The 17,880-nt window shown below is 69.2% G+C and carries 18 protein-coding genes and 1 riboswitch; of the genes, 7 read left to right on the top strand and 11 right to left on the bottom strand.

Annotated elements, in window-relative coordinates:
• Positions 1-4 precede the first annotated feature (4 nt).
• Complete coding sequence (tyrS, locus tag ASG30_RS16525) at positions 5-1,240, bottom strand: tyrosine--tRNA ligase (protein WP_055899186.1); 1,236 nt, start codon at positions 1,238-1,240, stop codon at positions 5-7.
• A gap of 178 nt (positions 1,241-1,418) precedes the next feature.
• Between tyrS and ASG30_RS16520 the strand changes: the two genes are divergently transcribed.
• Both ASG30_RS16520 and ASG30_RS16515 read left to right on the top strand, forming a co-directional pair.
• A complete protein-coding gene (locus tag ASG30_RS16520) occupies positions 1,419-2,762 on the top strand; it encodes a M23 family metallopeptidase (protein ID WP_055899183.1) in 1,344 nt (447 codons plus the stop codon).
• Between the two features lie 19 nt (positions 2,763-2,781).
• A complete protein-coding gene (locus ASG30_RS16515; RefSeq protein WP_082522156.1) occupies positions 2,782-3,888 on the top strand; it encodes an anhydro-N-acetylmuramic acid kinase in 1,107 nt (368 codons plus the stop codon).
• A gap of 3 nt (positions 3,889-3,891) precedes the next feature.
• Here ASG30_RS16515 and erpA read toward each other — a convergent pair whose 3' ends face one another.
• The 5 genes from erpA to rplM all read right to left on the bottom strand — a co-directional run bounded on the left by erpA (position 3,892) and on the right by rplM (position 6,363).
• Positions 3,892-4,257 (bottom strand): iron-sulfur cluster insertion protein ErpA, encoded by a 366-nt coding sequence (gene erpA / locus ASG30_RS16510; protein ID WP_055899180.1) that lies wholly within the window; start codon positions 4,255-4,257, stop codon positions 3,892-3,894.
• Between the two features lie 51 nt (positions 4,258-4,308).
• Positions 4,309-4,704 (bottom strand): bactofilin family protein, encoded by a 396-nt coding sequence (locus tag ASG30_RS16505; protein WP_055899177.1) that lies wholly within the window; start codon positions 4,702-4,704, stop codon positions 4,309-4,311.
• 31 nt (positions 4,705-4,735) lie between these two features.
• The gene (locus tag ASG30_RS16500; protein WP_055899174.1) at positions 4,736-5,452 is read right to left on the bottom strand and encodes a DUF6776 family protein; all 717 of its coding nucleotides are present in this window, start codon (positions 5,450-5,452) and stop codon (positions 4,736-4,738) included.
• A gap of 79 nt (positions 5,453-5,531) precedes the next feature.
• Positions 5,532-5,924: a 30S ribosomal protein S9 gene (gene rpsI / locus ASG30_RS16495; RefSeq protein WP_055899171.1), complete on the bottom strand. Its 393-nt coding sequence runs from the start codon at positions 5,922-5,924 to the stop codon at positions 5,532-5,534.
• A gap of 10 nt (positions 5,925-5,934) precedes the next feature.
• Positions 5,935-6,363: a 50S ribosomal protein L13 gene (gene rplM, locus ASG30_RS16490; protein WP_055899168.1), complete on the bottom strand. Its 429-nt coding sequence runs from the start codon at positions 6,361-6,363 to the stop codon at positions 5,935-5,937.
• A gap of 237 nt (positions 6,364-6,600) precedes the next feature.
• Here rplM and ASG30_RS16485 point away from each other — a divergent pair, with 237 nt between their 5' ends.
• Complete coding sequence (locus tag ASG30_RS16485; protein WP_055899165.1) at positions 6,601-7,512, top strand: 23S rRNA (adenine(2030)-N(6))-methyltransferase RlmJ; 912 nt, start codon at positions 6,601-6,603, stop codon at positions 7,510-7,512.
• Between the two features lie 22 nt (positions 7,513-7,534).
• Here ASG30_RS16485 and ASG30_RS23225 read toward each other — a convergent pair whose 3' ends face one another.
• The 4 genes from ASG30_RS23225 to ahcY all read right to left on the bottom strand — a co-directional run bounded on the left by ASG30_RS23225 (position 7,535) and on the right by ahcY (position 11,113).
• Entirely contained in the window at positions 7,535-7,987 is a 453-nt protein-coding gene (locus ASG30_RS23225) for a septal ring lytic transglycosylase RlpA family protein (RefSeq protein ID WP_055899162.1), read from the bottom strand.
• Positions 7,987-8,823, bottom strand: coding sequence for a methylenetetrahydrofolate reductase [NAD(P)H] (gene metF, locus ASG30_RS16475; protein ID WP_055899159.1), 837 nt, complete (start codon positions 8,821-8,823; stop codon positions 7,987-7,989). Before metF ends, ASG30_RS23225 begins: the two co-directional genes overlap by 1 nt.
• Positions 8,820-9,575 (bottom strand): TlyA family RNA methyltransferase, encoded by a 756-nt coding sequence (locus ASG30_RS16470; RefSeq protein ID WP_055899156.1) that lies wholly within the window; start codon positions 9,573-9,575, stop codon positions 8,820-8,822. Before ASG30_RS16470 ends, metF begins: the two co-directional genes overlap by 4 nt.
• 104 nt (positions 9,576-9,679) lie before the next feature.
• Positions 9,680-11,113: an adenosylhomocysteinase gene (gene ahcY / locus ASG30_RS16465; RefSeq protein ID WP_055899153.1), complete on the bottom strand. Its 1,434-nt coding sequence runs from the start codon at positions 11,111-11,113 to the stop codon at positions 9,680-9,682.
• Positions 11,114-11,176: 63 nt separating this feature from the next.
• Positions 11,177-11,246: riboswitch (S-adenosyl-L-homocysteine riboswitch) on the bottom strand.
• A gap of 63 nt (positions 11,247-11,309) precedes the next feature.
• On the opposite strand from ahcY, the gene ASG30_RS16460 reads away from it, so the two are divergent.
• Together ASG30_RS16460 and ASG30_RS16455 are read left to right on the top strand one after the other, a co-directional pair.
• Positions 11,310-12,389, top strand: a complete 1,080-nt coding sequence (locus tag ASG30_RS16460) for an ATP-dependent DNA ligase (protein WP_055899150.1) — start codon at positions 11,310-11,312, stop codon at positions 12,387-12,389.
• A gap of 10 nt (positions 12,390-12,399) precedes the next feature.
• Positions 12,400-13,791 (top strand): phosphomannomutase/phosphoglucomutase, encoded by a 1,392-nt coding sequence (locus tag ASG30_RS16455; RefSeq protein ID WP_055899147.1) that lies wholly within the window; start codon positions 12,400-12,402, stop codon positions 13,789-13,791.
• 42 nt (positions 13,792-13,833) lie between these two features.
• On the opposite strand, the gene ligD is transcribed toward ASG30_RS16455, so the two are convergent.
• On the bottom strand, positions 13,834-14,850 hold the full coding sequence (gene ligD / locus ASG30_RS16450; protein WP_055899145.1) for a non-homologous end-joining DNA ligase: 1,017 nt from the start codon (positions 14,848-14,850) through the stop codon (positions 13,834-13,836).
• 89 nt (positions 14,851-14,939) lie between these two features.
• On the opposite strand from ligD, the gene ASG30_RS16445 reads away from it, so the two are divergent.
• Positions 14,940-16,571, top strand: a complete 1,632-nt coding sequence (locus ASG30_RS16445) for a peptide chain release factor 3 (RefSeq protein WP_055899142.1) — start codon at positions 14,940-14,942, stop codon at positions 16,569-16,571.
• A gap of 50 nt (positions 16,572-16,621) precedes the next feature.
• Positions 16,622-17,872, top strand: coding sequence for a S41 family peptidase (locus tag ASG30_RS16440; RefSeq protein ID WP_156385587.1), 1,251 nt, complete (start codon positions 16,622-16,624; stop codon positions 17,870-17,872).
• The last annotated feature ends 8 nt before the right edge of the window (positions 17,873-17,880 follow it).

Genomic DNA, 17,880 nt, shown 5'->3' with positions numbered 1-17,880 from the left:
CGCGTCAGGCCAGCGTCACCCGCGCGAACTTGCGCTTGCCGACCTGCACCACGTAGGTGCCGGCGGCCAGCTTCAGGCCCTTGTCGCTGATGGTCGCCGCATCGATGCGAACGCCGCCGCCGTCGACCAGGCGGTTGGCTTCGCTGGTCGAAGGCGCCAGGCCCGCCTGCTTGAGCAGCAGGGCGATGCCCAGCGGCGCGCCGGACAAGGCCACCTCCGGGATGTCGTCGGGGATGCCGCCCTTGCTGCGGTTGACGAAGTCCTGCTCGGCGCCGTCGGCCGCGGCCGCGTCGTGGAAGCGGGCGGTAATTTCCTTGGCCAGCATCACCTTGGCGTCGCGCGGGTTGCGGCCCTGCCGGACTTCGTTCTGCAGCGCGGCGATCTCCGCCTCGGACCGGAAGCTCAGCAGCGTGAACCAGCGCCACATCAGCGTGTCGGAAATCGACATCACCTTGGCGAACATGGTGTTGGCGTCTTCGGTGATGCCGATGTAGTTGTTCTTGCTCTTGCTCATCTTCTCGACGCCGTCGAGGCCCTCGAGCAGGGGCATGGTCAGGATGCACTGCGGCTCCTGCCCGTATTCCTGCTGCAGGTGGCGGCCCATCAGCAGGTTGAACTTCTGGTCGGTGCCGCCGAGCTCCAGGTCGCTCTTCAGCGCCACGGAGTCGTAGCCCTGCATCAGCGGGTAGAGGAACTCGTGGATCGAGATGGAGTTGCCGGCCTTGAAGCGGTCGTGGAAGTCGTTGCGCTCCATCATCCGCGCCACCGTGTACCTGGCGGCCAGCTCGATCATCCCGCGCGCGCCCAACGGGTCGCTCCACTCGCTGTTGTAGCGAAGCTCGGTGCGCGACGGGTCCAGGATCTTGTAGGCCTGGGCACGGTAGGTCTCGGCGTTCGCCTGGATCTGCTCGCGCGTGAGCGGCGGGCGGGTGGTGTTGCGGCCGGACGGGTCGCCGATCATCGAAGTGAAGTCACCGATGAGGAAGATGACCGTGTGGCCCAGATCCTGCAACTGGCGCATCTTGTTGAGCACGACGGTGTGACCTACGTGGATGTCCGGCGCGGTCGGGTCAAGGCCCAACTTGATACGGAGTGGCACGCCCGTGGCTTCGGCGCGCGCAAGCTTGCGCTGCCATTCCTCACGCGGGATGAGCTCATCGCAACCCCGCAGCGACACCGCCATGGCTTCCTGCACGCGTTCGGTGACGGGGTGGGTATTTGTTACAAGCTGTTGATTCATCTAGGTTTTTTACTAATCCGACCGGATGTCACCGTTCTATACTGGCGCCCCGATCGAGTGGCCGGCTGATTCTAAAGAGACGCCCGCAAGAGGCATCGCGGCCATCGACGAGGGGGGCAACACTGCCGGCGTCGCCGGCACGCTCAGCCAAGAGGATCTGAGGTTGAAAAGAAACGCTTTGACGATCGCGGCAGACCGGGCGCTGTCCATCGCGGCCGGTGTGCTGGAGCACCACCCGCGCAAATTGACCGCCCTTCTGGCCGCCCTGCTCCTGGGCGGCGGCGGTGGCGCTTTCGCCGTCGCTTCCTTCGGCCCTGACGCCTCCGCACTGCCGGTGCGCGAAGTGCTGGAAGCGGTGGAGCCCGCCGCGGCGATCACCGAACAGGCCGAGGCGCTCGACGCCCATGTCTTCAACCTGTACCGCTCCGACGTGGTGCGGCCCACCGACACGGTGGAATCGCTGCTGGCCCGCCTGGGCGTCAGCGATGCAGCGGCGGCCGCCTACCTGCGGCAGGACGCCGCGGTGCGCACCCAGCTGCTCGGACGTCCCGGCCGCGCCGTGCGCGCCGAAGCCACCGCCGAACATGGCCTGGCCGGGCTGACCGCCCGCTGGGTGTCCGACGATTCGGGCAACTTCAAGCGCCTGGTGGTGCAACGCGGCGCCGACGGCCGCTTCGCCACCCGCATGGAGACCGCCCCGCTGGCCGCCGCCGTGCGCCTGGGCAGCGGCACCATCCGCTCTTCCCTGTTCGCGGCGGTCGACGAATCGCACATCCCGGACGAGATCGCCATCCAGGTGGCCGACATCTTCTCGGCCGACATCGATTTCCATCGCGGCCTGCGCAAGGGCGACCGCTTCAGCGTGGTCTACGAAGCGCTGGAGGCCGACGGCGAGCCGCTGCGCACCGGGCGAGTGCTGTCGGTCGAGTTCGTCAACAACGGCAAGACCCTGCACGCCGTCTGGTTCCAGGAGCCGGGCGCCAAGGGCGGCTACTACTCGCTGGACGGCAAGAGCCTGACCAGCTCCTACCTGGCTTCGCCGATGGAGTTCTCGCGCGTCACCAGCGGGTTCGCGATGCGGTTCCATCCCATCCTGCAGCGCTGGCGCGCGCACCTGGGCGTGGACTACGGCGCGCCCAGCGGCACGCCGGTGCGCACCGTCGGGGACGGTTCGGTCGAATTCGCCGGCTGGCAGAACGGCTTCGGCAACGTCGTCATGGTCAAGCACAACGCCAACGACCTGACCGTCTACGCCCACCTGAGCCGCATCGACGTGCGGCCGCACCAGAACGTCTCGCAGGGCCAGCGCATCGGCGCGGTCGGTGCGACGGGCTGGGCCACAGGCCCGCACCTGCACTTCGAGTTCCGCTCCAACGGCGTGCACCAGGACCCGGTCCAGGTCGCCAAGCGCCACCAGGGCGTGACGCTGACGGCCGCCGCCCGCCCGAACTTCGAGCGCCTGGCGCGTTCGATGCGCGCGCAGCTCACGGCCGCGTCGTCCACCGTCGCCAGCGCCGAGTAGGCCCCCGCGGGGCCCTGCCGTGTCCGAGATCTACATCGGCCTGATGTCGGGCACCTCGCTCGACGGGGTCGATGGCGTGCTGGCGGACTTCTCGGGCGGGCTGCGCGCGCTGGCGCATGCGAGCGCGCCGTTCGATCCCGGGCTCAAGGCGGAACTGCTGGCGCTCAATCGATCGGGCGCCGACGAGATCCACCGCGGGGAGCTGGCGGCCAATGCGCTGATGAAGGTCTATGCCGCCGTCGTGGCCGAGCTGCTCTCGGCCAGCGGCGTGGCTGCAGGCAGCGTTCGCGCGATCGGCGCCCACGGCCAGACCGTTCGCCATCGGCCGCAGGAGTTCGACGGCACCGGCTACACCGTGCAGCTGTGCCAGCCGGCCCTGCTGGCCGAACTCACCGGCATCGACGTGGTCGCGGACTTCCGCACGCGTGACGTCGCGGCCGGCGGCCAGGGGGCGCCGCTCGCACCGTTCTTCCACCGCGCCCTCTTCGGCCGCGCGGGCGAGGCGATCGGCGTGCTCAACATCGGCGGCATCTCCAACCTCACGCTGCTGCGGGCCGACGGCACGATGCTCGGCTTCGACTGCGGCCCCGGCAACGGCCTGATGGACGGCTGGATCCAGCGCCATCGGGGCCAGCCTTACGACGCGGAGGGCGCCTGGGCGGCCGGCGCGACCCCGCACGCAGGCTTGCTGCAGGCGCTGCTGGCCGAGCCCTTCTTCGCCAAGGCGCCGCCCAAGAGCACGGGCCGTGACCTGTTCAACGAAGCCTGGCTGCAGCAGCGGCTGGCCGGGTTCCCGACCCTCTCGCCTCAGCAGGTGCAGGCCACGCTGGCCGAGCTGACGGCGAGCGCCTGCAGCGCCGATGTGCTCCGGCACGAAGCACGGCTGGGCCGGCTGATCGTCTGCGGTGGCGGCGCGCTCAACATGCACCTGATGGGTCGGCTGCAGGCCCAACTGCCGGCAACGCAGGTGGTGTCCAGCGCCGATGCCGGCCTGCCGCCGCTGCAGGTCGAGGCCACGGCCTTCGCCTGGCTGGCCCGCAAGACCGTGCTGCGCGAGAAGCTGGAGCTCCAAAGCACCACGGGCGCCCGAGGCGCCCGTGTGCTGGGGGGAATCTGGCCCGCCTGAGCGTCAGACGCTGAAGCTGGAACCGCAGCCGCACGTGGTGCTGGCGTTCGGGTTCTTGATGACGAACTGGGCGCCCTGCAGGTCTTCCTTGTAGTCGATCTCGGCACCGACGAGGTACTGGTAGCTCATCGCGTCGATCAGCAGGGACACGCCGTTCTTGCTCATCACCGTGTCGTCGTCGTTGGCGATCTCGTCGAACGTGAAGCCGTACTGGAAGCCCGAGCAGCCTCCACCCTGCACGAACACGCGCAGCTTGAGGTCGGGGTTGCCTTCCTCGGCGATGAGGTCGGCCACCTTGGCCGCGGCGCTGTCGGTGAAGACCAGCGGGGCGGGCATTTCAGTCTGGACGGTTTCGGCTACTGCGCTCATGGATGTTCCTCGGAAGAGCGAATGGTAGGGCAATTCGCTCGGGAATTCAGGCTACTGGTTGTTTGCCGCCAGCTTCAGTAAGGGCTTTTCCTCACTGATGACCAGGGGTTTCAACTGACCGGAGATGACGGCGCCCTGGTGCATCTCCAGGGCCCGGTAGGACACATCTCCTTCGATATGCGCCTTGGGCTGCAGTTCCAGCAGTTCGGTGGCGAAGATCGGGCCGCGCACGGTCCCGTTGACGATAACGTGGTCGGCGTGGATCTCGCCCTGCACCACGGCCGCCTCGGAGATCACCAGCATGCTGGGCTCCTCGGTCATGGCGCGGATGTCGCCCACCACCTCGCCGTCGATCCGCAGGCCTTCGGTGAACTTCAGGTTGCCTTCCACACGGCTGCCGTGCGCGATCAGGCTCTTGATGGGGGGCTGGGCCTTCTTGCCGAACATGGTGGACTCCTCGGACTGTCGTTGTTGTGTTTCAGGCGCCGCCGAGCTTGATGCTCTGCACGGCCCGGGTGGCGGAACCTTCCACCACCTTGGCGGACACGTTTTTTACCACGGCCTGCTCAGGCAGGTTGGCCATGCCTTCCAGACGGCGGTATTGGCGGAACCGAAGGTCGTGGGGGCTGTCCGGCAGGTCCATGGTCCAGGGCTTGCCGTCGAGCAAACCGGCGACGGTGAGGTGCAGGCGCCCCCGGAATTCCGGTGCGTGCTTGGCCGGCTGGATGACCAGCACCTGCCAGCGCAGCTGGCCGCCCAGCACCTCGGCCTGCAGGCCCCGGATGGCCAGCGTCTCGGCACCGCTGGCGGGCATGAGCTTTTCGAAGAAGCCGAGGTCGTCGCGCAGCGCGCGGTTCTCGGCCTCGAGCATGCGCATGTGGGCCGCGAGCCGCTCCTGGGTGGAGCGCTCGGCCGTCATCATGCTTCCGGATGTGTTGACCAGCGACTGGGCCTTGTCGCGCTCGATGCGCAGCCTGGCCACCTCTTCGCGCAGCTCGGCCAGTTCCTGGTGGACGCCGCCGATGTCCAGGCCCGCGAGGTCCTTGCCCTTCTCGAAGGCCCACAGCGAGATGGCGGCGCAGAAGCCCAGCCCGACGGCGGCGCCGGCCCAGCGCAGGGGCCAGGGCATGGCACTTCGCACAGCGACCTGGGGGGCACTGATCGTCAGCCGGCGGCGCAACAACTTCCAACGCATGAGCTAGGAACAAGGATGCCCTGAAACGACAAAGCCGCAACAAGCGAACTTGTGCGGCTTTGTAACGGGTGGCAGGCGCTTAGCGCTTGCTGAACTGCTTGCGGCGGCGAGCGGAGTGCAGGCCGACCTTCTTGCGTTCCACTTCGCGGGCGTCGCGCGTCACGAAGCCGGCGGCCGACAGTTGCGGCTTGAGGGCCGCGTCGTAGTCGATCAGCGCGCGGGTGATGCCGTGGCGCACCGCGCCGGCCTGGCCGGACTCACCGCCGCCATGCACGTTGACCTGGATGTCGAACGTCTCGGCGTGGTTGGTCAGCATCAGGGGCTGGCGGGCGATCATGATCGAGGTCTGGCGGCCGAAGAACTGTGCGATGTCCTTGCCGTTGACCGTGATCTTGCCGCTGCCCTTCTTGAGGAAGACACGGGCCACGCTGCTCTTGCGGCGGCCGGTGCCGTTGTTCCATTCACCAATCATCTAGGGCTCCTCAGATTTCCAGCGGCTGGGGTTGCTGGGCGGTGTGCGGATGCTCGGTGCCGCCGTAGACCTTCAGCTTCTTGATCATGGCGTAGCCCAGGGGCCCCTTGGGCAGCATGCCCTTGACGGCCTTCTCGAGCGCGCGGCCAGGATGCCTGGACTGCATGTCGCGGAAGTTGGTGGAATAGATGCCGCCCGGGAAGCCCGAGTGGCGGTAGTACATCTTGTCCAGTTCCTTGGAACCGGTGACGCGCAGCTTGCTGGCGTTGATGACGACGATGTAGTCGCCCGTGTCGACGTGAGGCGTGTAGATGGCCTTGTGCTTGCCGCGCAAACGGAGGGCTGCTTCGCTGGCAACCCGACCGAGCACCTTGTCGGTGGCGTCAATCACAAACCACTCGTGCTTCACGTCAGCGGGTTTGGCGCTGAACGTTTTCATGGATAGCTTTCGAGGATGGTTCGAGGGCCCTTTTCCACGGTCGGTGTTCCTCTGCCGGGAACCTCTTAGGTGGTGTACTGGAGGGGGCGAGTTGCCTGCCCCGTCGCACCCGGACGGATCCGCGCGCGACTTCCAATTTCCGTCGCGGGGCCACTGTGCGCTGCGGAAAGCCTGAGATTCTACGATAAATCAAGGACTTACCGCAAGGCTGGGTGGGCCGGGGGTACGATTGCGGGCATGTTCAGTTACCGCCATGCCTTCCATGCCGGCAACCACGCCGACGTGTTCAAGCACGTGGCGCTGGTCGCGATCCTGCGGCACCTGACGCAGAAGGAAACGGCCCTGTGGGTGATCGACACCCACGCCGGCGCCGGCCTGTACCGCCTGGACGGCGACCACGCCGGCACCTCGGGCGAGGCCGGCCACGGCATCTTCAAGCTCGCCGAGACGCTGGGCACGCACGACACCATCGACGGCCAGCCGCTGGCGCCGGCCATCGCCGACTACCTGGAGCACGTGCGCGCCTTCAACCGCAAGGGCGAGATGCGCGTCTACCCCGGCTCGCCCTTCCTCGCCCAGCGGCTGCTGCGCACCGAGACCCGCGACAAGCTCAAGCTGTTCGAGCTGCACCCCAGCGACAGCAAGGCGCTGGCCGGCCACGTGGCCCAGCTGGACGCCGGCCGCCAGGTCACCATGGACCGGGCCGACGGTTTCGAGGCGCTCAAGGCGCTCTTGCCGCCGCCGTCGCGCCGCGCTCTGGTGCTGATGGACCCGAGCTACGAGATCAAGAGCGACTACGGCAAGGTGGTTGCGGCGCTCAAGGACAGCCTGCACCGCTTTGCCACCGGCACCTATGCCGTCTGGTACCCGATCATCCCGCGGCCCGAGGCGCACGACCTGCCGCGCCGCCTCAAGACGCTGGCCAACCAGGCGCACAAGCCCTGGCTGAACGCCAGCCTGGCCATCGGCCAGGACGACCAGCCGCCCACGCCGGGCGAGGTGCACCGGCCGGGGCTGCTGGCCAGCGGCCTGTTCGTGATCAACCCGCCGCACACGCTCAAGCCCGCGCTGCAGGAAGCGCTGCCGCAACTTCTGCATGTCCTGGGCCGTGGGCGCGGCAAGGGTCAGGTGCTGGAAGCGGGCGGCTGAAAGCGCCACCCTGCCGGCGGGATCACCCGCCGGAGTCGACCACCGTGAGCGAGACCGCCTTGGTCCCGCGGCTGAGCAGGCCGATGGCGCGGGCCGCGGCGTGGCTCAGGTCGATGATGCGCCCGGCCGCATAAGGCCCCCGGTCGTTGATGCGCACCGTGACCTCGCGTCCGTTCACCAGGCTGCGCACCTTCACCCGCGTGCCGAAAGGCAGCGTGGGATGCGCGGCCGTCAGCGCGTTCATGTCGAAGCGCTCGCCGTTGGCGGTGCGGCGACCGTGGAACGGCAGGCCGTACCAGGACGCGATGCCGCGTTGCAGCGGCTGCGTTTCTCCCGACGGCGTGGCCGCTTCCGTCGCCGGCTCCTGCAGCAGCTCCTGGTCCGAATCGTCCGGCGCCTGCGGCAGCGGGATCGCGCAGCCCGAGAGCGAAGCGCCGACCAGCACCGCGGCCGCGAGCTGGTGCGACAGGCGCATCACAACCCGAGACGCCGGGCGATCTCGAGCGTCGCGGCGGCCTGGTTCATCGTGTAGAAGTGCAGGCCCGGCACGCCCTCGGCCCGTAGGCGCTCGCACAGCCCGGTGACCACGTCCAGGCCGAACGCCTTGATCGACTCGGTGTCGTCGCCGAAGCCCTGCAGCCGCAGCCGGATCCAGCGCGGGATCTCCGCGCCGCAGGCATCGGAGAACCGCAGCAGCTGGGTGGAGCTGGTGATCGGCATGATGCCCGGCACCACCGGCACCTGGACCCCACGCCCGCGCAGTTCATCCACGTAGCGCAGGTAGGCGTCGGCGTTGAAGAAGTACTGCGTGATGCCCGAGTCCGCGCCCGCCTCCACCTTGGCGATGAAGGCGGCCAGGTCCGAATCCGCCGACCTGGACTGCGGATGCACCTCGGGATAGGCCGCCACCTCCAGCTGGAACTGCCGCCCCGTCTCGCTGCGGATGAAGGCCACCAGGTCGCTCGCGTAGCGGAACTCGCCGCCCAGGCCGTAGCCGCTGGGCAGGTCGCCGCGCAGCGCGACGATGCGCTGAACGCCCGCGGCCGCGTAAGCCGCCAGCCGCTCGCGGATGGTCTCGTGCGACTGGCCGATGCACGACAGGTGCGGGGCCGCCGGGCAGCCCTCGGCCATGATCTCCTTGACCGCGGCCAGCGTGCCTTCCTGCGTCGAGCCGCCGGCGCCGAAGGTGACCGAGCAGAACTCGGGCTTCAGCGCATACAGCTTCTGCCGGGCGGCACGCAGCTTGACCGCGCCCTCCTCGGTCTTGGGCGGGAAGAACTCCAGGCTGATCGGAAGCTTGTCTTTTTTCATGCTCCCCTCCTTGCATGTACGAAGAATTCGCGGTTGCCGTCGCCGCCGGCGATCGGGCTGTCGAACCAGCCCGCCACCGACAGCCCGCAGGCCGCGCAGGCGTCGCGGACGCGCCGCTCCACCTGATCAAATAGCGCCGCATCGCGCACGATGCCACCCTTGCCCAGCTGGCCCGGCTGCAGCTCGAACTGCGGCTTGGCCAACATGAGCAACTGACCGACCGGCGCCAGCAACGGCACCAGGGCCGGCAGCACCAGCGTCGACGAGATGAACGACAGGTCGCCCACGATGAGGTCGAATCCCGTCTCGACGCCGGCCTGTCTCAGCGAGGCCGCATCCAGTTCACGGGCATTCACCTTCTCGAGGCACACCACCCGCGGATCGGACCGCAGCCGCTCGTGCAGCTGGCCGTGGCCGACGTCGACGCCGACCACCTGCGCCGCGCCGCGCTGCAGCAGGCAGTCGGTGAAGCCGCCGGTGGACTGGCCCACGTCGAGGCAACGCCACCCACGCGGGTCCAGGCCCGCCGCCTGCAACGCGCCTGCCAGCTTGAGCCCGCCGCGCGAGACGTAGCGCGCCTCGGCGTCGTCGAGCAGTTCCAGCTCGGCCGCCTGGGGCACTTCGTCGCCGTTCTTGGCCACGTCATGCCAGCCCCGCGCGTCGCGCCAGCGCAAGCCGGACGCGATCAGCCGCTGGGCCTGAGAGCGCGAAGCGGCGAGGCCGCGTTCGACGAGAAGCTGGTCTGCGCGCATGGCGTCGGTCCAACCACGGAAACCGTCATTCCCGCGCAGGCGGGAATCCAGGGCCTCCAGATGCGGAAGCTCTGGGTCCCCGCCTTCGCGGGGACGACGAATCCTCAATAGCGGTACGTGTCGGCCTTGTACGGACCGGCCTTGTCCACGCCGATGTACGCAGCCTGCGAGTCGGACAGCTCGGTGAGCTGCGCGCCCAGCTTGGACAGCTGCAGCCGCGCCACCTTCTCGTCCAGGTGCTTGGGCAGCACGTAGACCTTGCCCGTCTCGTAGGCCTTGGGCTTGGTGAACAGCTCGATCTGCGCCAGCGTCTGGTTGGCGAACGACGAGGACATCACGTAGCTCGGGTGGCCGGTGCCGCAGCCCAGGTTCACCAGGCGGCCCTTGGCCAGCAGGATGATCCGCTTGCCGTCCTCGAAGATCACGTGGTCGACCTGGGGCTTGATCTCTTCCCACTTGCACTTCTTCTCGATCGACGCGACGTCGATCTCGTTGTCGAAGTGGCCGATGTTGCAGACGATGGCCTGGTTCTTCATCTTCGCCATGTGGGCGTAAGTGATGACGTCCTTGTTGCCGGTGGCCGTCACGAAGATGTCGGCCTTGTCGGCGGCGTAGTCCATCGTGACCACGCGGTAGCCTTCCATCGCGGCCTGCAGGGCGTTGATCGGGTCGATCTCGGTCACCCACACCTGGGCCGACAGCGCGCGCAGCGCCTGCGCGCTGCCCTTGCCCACGTCGCCGTAGCCGCACACCAGGGCCACCTTGCCGGCCACCATCACGTCGGTGGCGCGCTTGATGCCGTCCACCAGCGATTCGCGGCAGCCGTACAGGTTGTCGAACTTGCTCTTGGTGACCGAGTCGTTGACGTTGATCGCGCGGAACTTCAGCAGGCCCTTGTTGGCCATGTCCTGCAGGCGGTGCACGCCGGTGGTGGTTTCCTCGGTGACGCCGATGATTTCCCTGGCCTTGCGGCTGTACCAGGTCGGGTCTTCCTTGAGCTTCTTGCGGATGGACGCGTACAGCACGCGCTCTTCCTCGCTGGAGTGCGTGTCGATCAGCGACAGGTCCTGCTCGCAGCGCTGGCCCAGGTGCATCAGCAGCGTGGCATCGCCGCCGTCGTCCAGGATCATGTTGGGGCCTTCGTTCTCGCCCTTGGCGGCGAACTCGAAGATGCGGTGCGTGTAGTCCCAGTAATCTTCCAGCGACTCGCCCTTGATGGCGAACACCGGCGTGCCGGCGGCGGCGATGGCCGCTGCGGCGTGGTCCTGGGTGGAGAAGATGTTGCACGAGGCCCAGCGCACCTGCGCGCCCAGCGCCTGCAGCGTCTCGATGAGCACCGCGGTCTGGATGGTCATGTGCAGCGAACCGGTGATGCGCGCGCCCTTGAGCGGCTGGCTCTTGGCGAACTCGTCGCGGATTGCCATCAGGCCGGGCATCTCGGTCTCGGCGATCCTGATTTCCTTGCGGCCCCAGTCGGCCAGCGACAGGTCGGCGATGGCGCAATCGTGCGCCGGGGTGGGCTTGAGAACGGCGTTCATGGAAGGCTCCAAAAGCTGTGTTTCGGGTCAACCACTGGCCTCTAGGGACTCACCTCACAGGACAGTGGGTGAGCGTCGTTGCTGTAGGTTCCGAGCCTCACACCGCATGGGTGCTGCAACGCTCCTCGGATGGCCACGATTATAAGGGCGGCCCCCCATGCCCCCACGGCCGCGCCGGCCTGCGGTACAAACCTCCATGTCCTCTGCTTCCCCCTTCTCGTCGCCCATCGAACCCATGCTGGCGAAGATCGCCGACGAGCTTCCCACCGGCGAGGGCTACCTGTTCGAGCCCAAGTGGGACGGCTTCCGTGCCCTGGTCTTCCGCAGTGCCGAAGGCGTGCTGATCCAGAGCCGCGACCTCAAGCCGCTCAACCGCTATTTCCCCGAACTCGAGAAGGTGTTGGCGGAACAGTTGCCCCGCGGCTGCATCCTCGACGGCGAGATCGTGGTGGTCGGCACCGCCGGGCTGGACTTCGATGCGCTGCAGCAGCGCATCCACCCGGCCGCCTCGCGCATCGGCAGGCTGGCCAAGGAGACGCCGGCGGCCTTCGTGGCCTTCGACCTGATCGCGGCGGGCGGCAAGCCGATCGGCGAGCTGCCCCAGCAGGAGCGGCGCGCGCGCCTGGAGCGGCTGCTCGGCCAGGCCAAGGCGCCGCTGTACCTCACGCCCGTCACCGCCGACCGCGCGCAGGCGCAGGACTGGCTGGAACGCTTCGAGGGCGCGGGCCTGGACGGCGTGATCGCCAAGCCGGCGAAAGCGCCCTACCAGCCCGGCAAGCGCGCGATGCTCAAGATCAAGCACGCGCGCACCGCCGACTGCGTGGTGGCGGGCTTCCGCTGGTACAAGGACACGAAGGAAGCCGTCGGTTCCCTGCTGCTGGGCCTGTACGACGACGCCGGCGCGCTGCAGCACGTGGGCATCACTTCCTCCTTCACCATGGACAAGCGGCGGCAACTGCTGGAGGAACTGGCGCCGCTGCGCGAGAACGCGCTGGCCGACCACCCCTGGCGCGACTGGGCCCAGGCCAGCGTGGGCGACGCCGACCGCATGCCCGGCGCCAGGTCGCGCTGGAGCGGCGGCAAGGACCTGAGCTGGGAGCCGCTGCGGCCCGAGCGCGTCTGCGAGGTGAAGTACGACCACTTGCAGGGCCGGCGCTTCCGCCACGCCACCACCTTCCTGCGCTGGCGGGACGACAAGCCGCCGCAGGACTGCCGCTACGACCAGCTCGAGGTCACCTCGCCGTTCGAGTTGGCCCAGGTGTTCCAGGCCGCGTAAGGCACCCGCGATGAAGACCGTCGCCAGCCTGTTCAAGGCCTACGACATCCGCGGCAGCGTGCCGGTGCCGCTGGACGAATCGCTGGCGCTCACCCTGGGGCGGGTCTTCGGCACGGCGGCGCGCGCGCAGGGCGAACGGGTGGTGGCGGTGGGGCGCGACGGCCGTCTCAGCGGTCCGGACCTGTCGGCCGCCCTCATCCGCGGCCTGGCGCAGGCCGGCGTCGACGTCATCGACCTGGGCATGGTCACCACGCCGATGCTGTACTTCGCCACCGCCACGCTGGCCGGCAGCGGCATCCAGGTGACGGCCAGCCACAACCCGCGCGACGACAACGGCTTCAAGCTGGTGCTGGCCGGCCGCGGCCTGCACGAGCAGGACCTGCAGCAGCTGCGCCAGGCGATCGAGGCCGACGAGTGGACCCAGGCCGACGCGACCGGCCATGTGCACCCGGTCGACGTCACGGACGACTACGTCCGGCGCATCGCCGGCGACGTGCGCCTGGCCCGGCCGCTGAAGGTGGCGCTCGATTGCGGCAGCGGCGTGGCCGGTGCCTCCTCGCCGCAGGTGCTGCGCGCCCTGGGCTGCGAGGTCGTCGAGCTCTACACCGAGGTGGACGGCGAATTCCCGCACCACCATCCCGACCCGGCCAAGCCGGAGAACCTGCGCGACCTGATCGCCGCCGTGCGCGAGACCGGCGCCGACCTCGGCCTCGCGCTCGACGGCGACGGCGACCGGCTCGGCGTGGTCACGCCCGGCGGCCAGATCATCTGGCCGGATCGCCAGATGATCCTGTTCGCGCGCGACGTGCTGTCGCGCCAGCCCGGCGCGACCATCGTCTTCGACGTCAAGTCCACGCAGCGCCTGCCCGAGGCCATCGCCGCGGCGGGCGGCCGGCCGGTCATGGACCGCAGCGGCTACGCCCGGCTGAAGGCCCGCATGCTGGCGCTGGGCGCGCCGCTGGCCGGCGAGATGAGCGGCCACGTGTTCTTCCAGGAGCGCTGGTACGGCTTCGACGACGCCACCTACACCGCCGCCAGGCTGCTGGAGATCCTGTCGCGGCATGCGGACCCGGGCGCGGTGCTCGAGGCGCTGCCCACCAGCTTCGCGACACCGGAGCTGCACGTGCCCTGCGCCGAAGGCGAAGCGCACCGCGTCGCAACCGAGCTGGCGGCGCGGGTCGCCGCTGCGCCGCCCCAGGGCACGCAGGTCTGCACCCTCGACGGCCTGCGGCTGGATTGGCCCGACGGCTTCGGCCTGGTGCGGGCCTCCAACACCGTGCCGGTGCTCACCCTGCGCTTCGAAGGCCACACGCCCGAGGCGCTGCGCCGCATCGAAGGCGAGATGATGGCGCTGCTGCGACGGGTCAAGCCGGACGCTGCGGTGGCGGCCGGGGAGCATTGACCACGCGCTGCGAGCGCTCGCGCAGGAACCCTGCGTCGGCCCTCATTTCGGCTTGGCCTTGCGCGTCGACGACGGCGCCCGCGGCGGTTCGCCCGCCTGCTTGCGGTAGTGCGGCGGCCAGGGCGCATCGCCCTGCCCCTCGCTCTCCTGCCGGGCCGAGAGTTCCAGCAGCGCGTCCAGCGAGCCCACGGCTTCGTCGATGCCCGCGTGCGGATCGCCGATCTCCTCCAGCCGGGCCGGCACGGTCTTGAGCGTGAAGTCGGCCGGGTCGCAGGCCCGCAGCTCGTCCCAGGTCACCGGCGTGGACACGCGCGCGTCGGGCCGCGGCCGCACCGAATAGGCCGAGGCCACGGTGCGGTCCTTGGCGTTCTGGTTGTAGTCCACGAAGACGCCGTGCCGCTGCTCCTTCCACCACGCGCTGGTGGCCAGCGCCGGGACTCGGCGCTCGACCTCGCGCGCCAGCGCCAATGCGGCGCGGCGCACGGGATCGAAGCCCCAGCGGGGCTCGATGCGCACCAGCACGTGCACGCCGCGCGAACCCGAGGTCTTGGGCCAGCCGACGAGCCCGTGCTCCTGCAGCACGTCGCGCGCGACCTCGGCCACCTCGCGGATCTGCGGCCACTCGACGCCCGGCACCGGGTCGAGGTCCACGCGCAGTTCGTCGGGATGCTCCAGGTCGCCGGCGCGCACCGGATGCGGGTGCAGCTCCAGGCACCCCAGGTTGGCCATCCACGCCAACGTGGCCGCCTCGCGCGGCACCACCTCCTCGGCGGTGCGGCCGGAGGGAAAGTGGATCGTGCTCACCTCGACCCACTCGGGCCGGTTGGCCGGCGCGCGCTTCTGGAAGAAGGATTCGCCGCCCACGCCGTCCGGGTAGCGCTTGAGCACGCAGGGCCGTCCCCCGGCGCCGCGCAGCGCGCCCTCGGCGACGGCCACGTAGTAGGTCACCAGGTCCAGCTTGGTGAGCCGGGCCTCGGGGAACAGCAGCTTGTCCGGGTTGCTGACCGCGACCTCGCGGCCGCCGACGGGGAGCACGGTGCTGCGGGATGCGGGCGCCATCGGGCCAGACTACCCCGTTGGGCGACAATACGGGCCTGGCTGAAACGCTTTGCAGCTCATCGGCCTCGCATCGAAAGTCCCAACTCCCCGTGTCCGCCTCGCCCTTTGCCGCCGAAACCCGGCGCCGCCGAACCTTCGCCATCATTTCCCACCCCGACGCGGGCAAGACCACGCTGACGGAAAAGCTGCTGCTGTTCTCCGGCGCGATCCAGATCGCGGGCGCCGTGAAGGGCCGCAAGGCGTCGCGACACGCCACCAGCGACTGGATGGAGATCGAGAAGCAGCGCGGCATCTCGGTCGCCTCCTCGGTGATGCAGATGCTGTACCGCGACCACGTGATCAACCTGCTGGACACGCCGGGCCACAAGGACTTCTCGGAAGACACCTACCGGGTGCTCACCGCCGTCGATTCGGCGCTGATGGTGATCGACGCGGCCAACGGCGTGGAGGCGCAGACCCGGCGGCTGATCGAGGTCTGCCGCCAGCGCAACACGCCCATCATCACCTTCGTCAACAAGATGGACCGCGAGGTGCGCGAGCCCCTGGACATCCTGGACGAGGTCGAGCGCGAACTCGGAATGCCCTGCGTGCCCATGACCTGGCCGGTCGGCAAGGGCAAGAGCTTCGGCGGCATCATGAACCTGCGCACCCAGGCCATGACGGTGTTCGAGTCGGGCAGCGAGCGCCGCCCGCAGGACTTCGAGACCATCCCGCTGTCGGACGCCGACACGCTGCGCGGCCGCTTCGGCGGCGAGTACGAAGCGGCCGCCGAGAGCATGGAACTGGCCGCGGGCGCGTCGCCCGAGTGGGACCACCAGGCCTTCCTCCAGGCCAGGCAGACGCCGGTGTTCTTCGGCTCGGGCGTCAACAACTTCGGCGTGATGGAAGTGCTGGAGGCGCTGGTGGACATCGCGCCGCCGCCGCAGGCCCGCAAGAGTTCGCTGATCGTCAACCGGCAGCCGGTCGAGAAGGTGGTGGAGCCGGACGAGCCCTCGTTCGCCGGCGTGGTGTTCAAGGTGCAGGCCAACATGGACGCCAACCACCGCGACCGCATCGCCTTCGTGCGCATGGCCTCGGGCCGGTACACGCCGGGCATGAAGCTCAAGGTGCAGCGCACCGCCAAGGAGCTGCGGCCGACCTCGGTGGTCACCTTCCTGTCGCAGCGGCGCGAGGCGGTGGACGAGGCCTATGCCGGCGACATCATCGGCTTCACCACGCACGGCGGCGTGCAGCTGGGCGACACCATCACCGACGGCGCCAACCTGCAGTTCACCGGCCTGCCCTTCTTCGCGCCCGAGCTGTTCATGACGGTGCTGCTGAGGAACCCGCTGCGCACCAAGCAGCTGCAGCAGGGCCTGGCCCAGCTGGGCGAGGAAGGCGCGATCCAGGTGTTCCGGCCCCAGGCGGGCGGCGCGATGCTGCTGGGCGCGGTCGGCCAGCTGCAGTTCGACGTGGTGCAGCACCGCCTGAAGACCGAGTACGACGCCGACATCAGGCTGGAAGGCTGCCAGTACACCGGCGCCCGCTGGATCAGCGCCGAGACGCCGGCCGAGCTGCGCGCCTTCACCGACGCCTACCCGCAGCGGATGGCGCTGGATGCCGCGGACGCCCTGGCATTTCTTTGCACTTCGCCGTACGACGTGCGGCTGGCCCAGGAACGATTCCCCAAGATCCGCTTCCACCTGTTGCGGGAACACGCCGGGCTCGCGCTCCAGCACTGATCGCCGCTCAAGCCCAGCAATAATCGGCCGCTCCATCGTGGAGTCGAGCCGTGTTACATGTCGCCGCGCTGCGCCGGGCAGCAGCCCTCCTGACCGCCGCGTCGTTGACGCTCCTGCTGGCCGCCTGCGGCGGCGGCGGGGGTGGCACCACCGGTGACACCGCCACCGCCCTGGTCTCCAGCGGCCTCTTCCCCGAATCGTCCACGCTCGCCGGCCAGTGCACGGTGGACGGCCAGCAGCGCTGGCTGCGCAGCTACATGCACGAGGCCTACCTCTGGGCCAACGAGATCCAGGAGGCCGACACGCAGCAGCACGGCTCGCTGCCCGGCTACTTCGACGCGCTGCTGGTGCGCACGCCCGACGCCACCGGCCGGCCCCGCGACCGCTTCAGCATGACGATGAGCAGCGCCGCCGCCGACGTGATGCAGAACGTGTCGGACGCGGCGGCCGCGGCGGCGATGGCCTCGTCGGCCAACCCCGTGCCGCTGGTGCGCACGGTGCGCAGCGGCAACGGCCGCAAGGTCGGCTACGTGCTGTTCAACGAGCACAGCCGCGGCGCGCAGGATGCGCTGATCACCGCCTTCACCAGCCTGCGCAACAGCGCCATCCAGGACCTGGTGCTGGACCTGCGCTACAACGCCGGCGGCTTCATCTACGTCGCGCAGACGGCTGCGGCCATGGTGGCCGGCCCGGCCGTCGACGGCCAGCTGTTCGAGAGCGTGCGCTTCAACGACCGTCGCTCCTCGGAGAGCGCGACCGAGACCTTCCTCTTCAGCACGCGGGTGCAGCGCGAAGAGTCCACGTACGCCCTGGGCCATCCCCTGCCCCAGCTGTCGCTGCCGCGGCTGTACGTGCTGACGTCGCAGCTGACCTGCTCGGCCAGCGAGTCCATCGTCAACAGCCTGCGCGGCGTCGGCGTGCAGGTGATCCTGGTGGGCGACCGCACCTGCGGCAAGCCCTACGGCTTCTACCGCAAGGACAATTGCGGCCAGGCGTACTTCCCGATCGAGTTCCAGGTCTACAACGCCGCCGGCTTCGGCGACTACCAGGACGGTTTCCCGGTGCAGTGCCGCGTGGCCGAGAACCCGCGCACCTCGCTGGGCAGCACCAGCGAGCCTCTGCTGGCCGCGGCGCTGAACCACATCGACACCGGCAACTGCCCCACCGGCACGGCGACGGCCTTCGCCGCCTCGGTGCTGCAACAATCCGGGGGCGCGTCCCTGCTCGACCGGCCGGAGGCCCCTCCGGCGGATTCCCCGATGTACCAGCCCGGCTGGAACGGGCGCCGCCTGCAACCTTGACCCAGCAC

Source organism: Ramlibacter sp. Leaf400, from assembly GCF_001424545.1.
Taxonomy (GTDB): domain Bacteria; phylum Pseudomonadota; class Gammaproteobacteria; order Burkholderiales; family Burkholderiaceae_C; genus Ramlibacter.
Note: the sequence above shows the minus strand (reverse complement) of the source record. Positions and strands in the feature narration are given on the sequence as shown.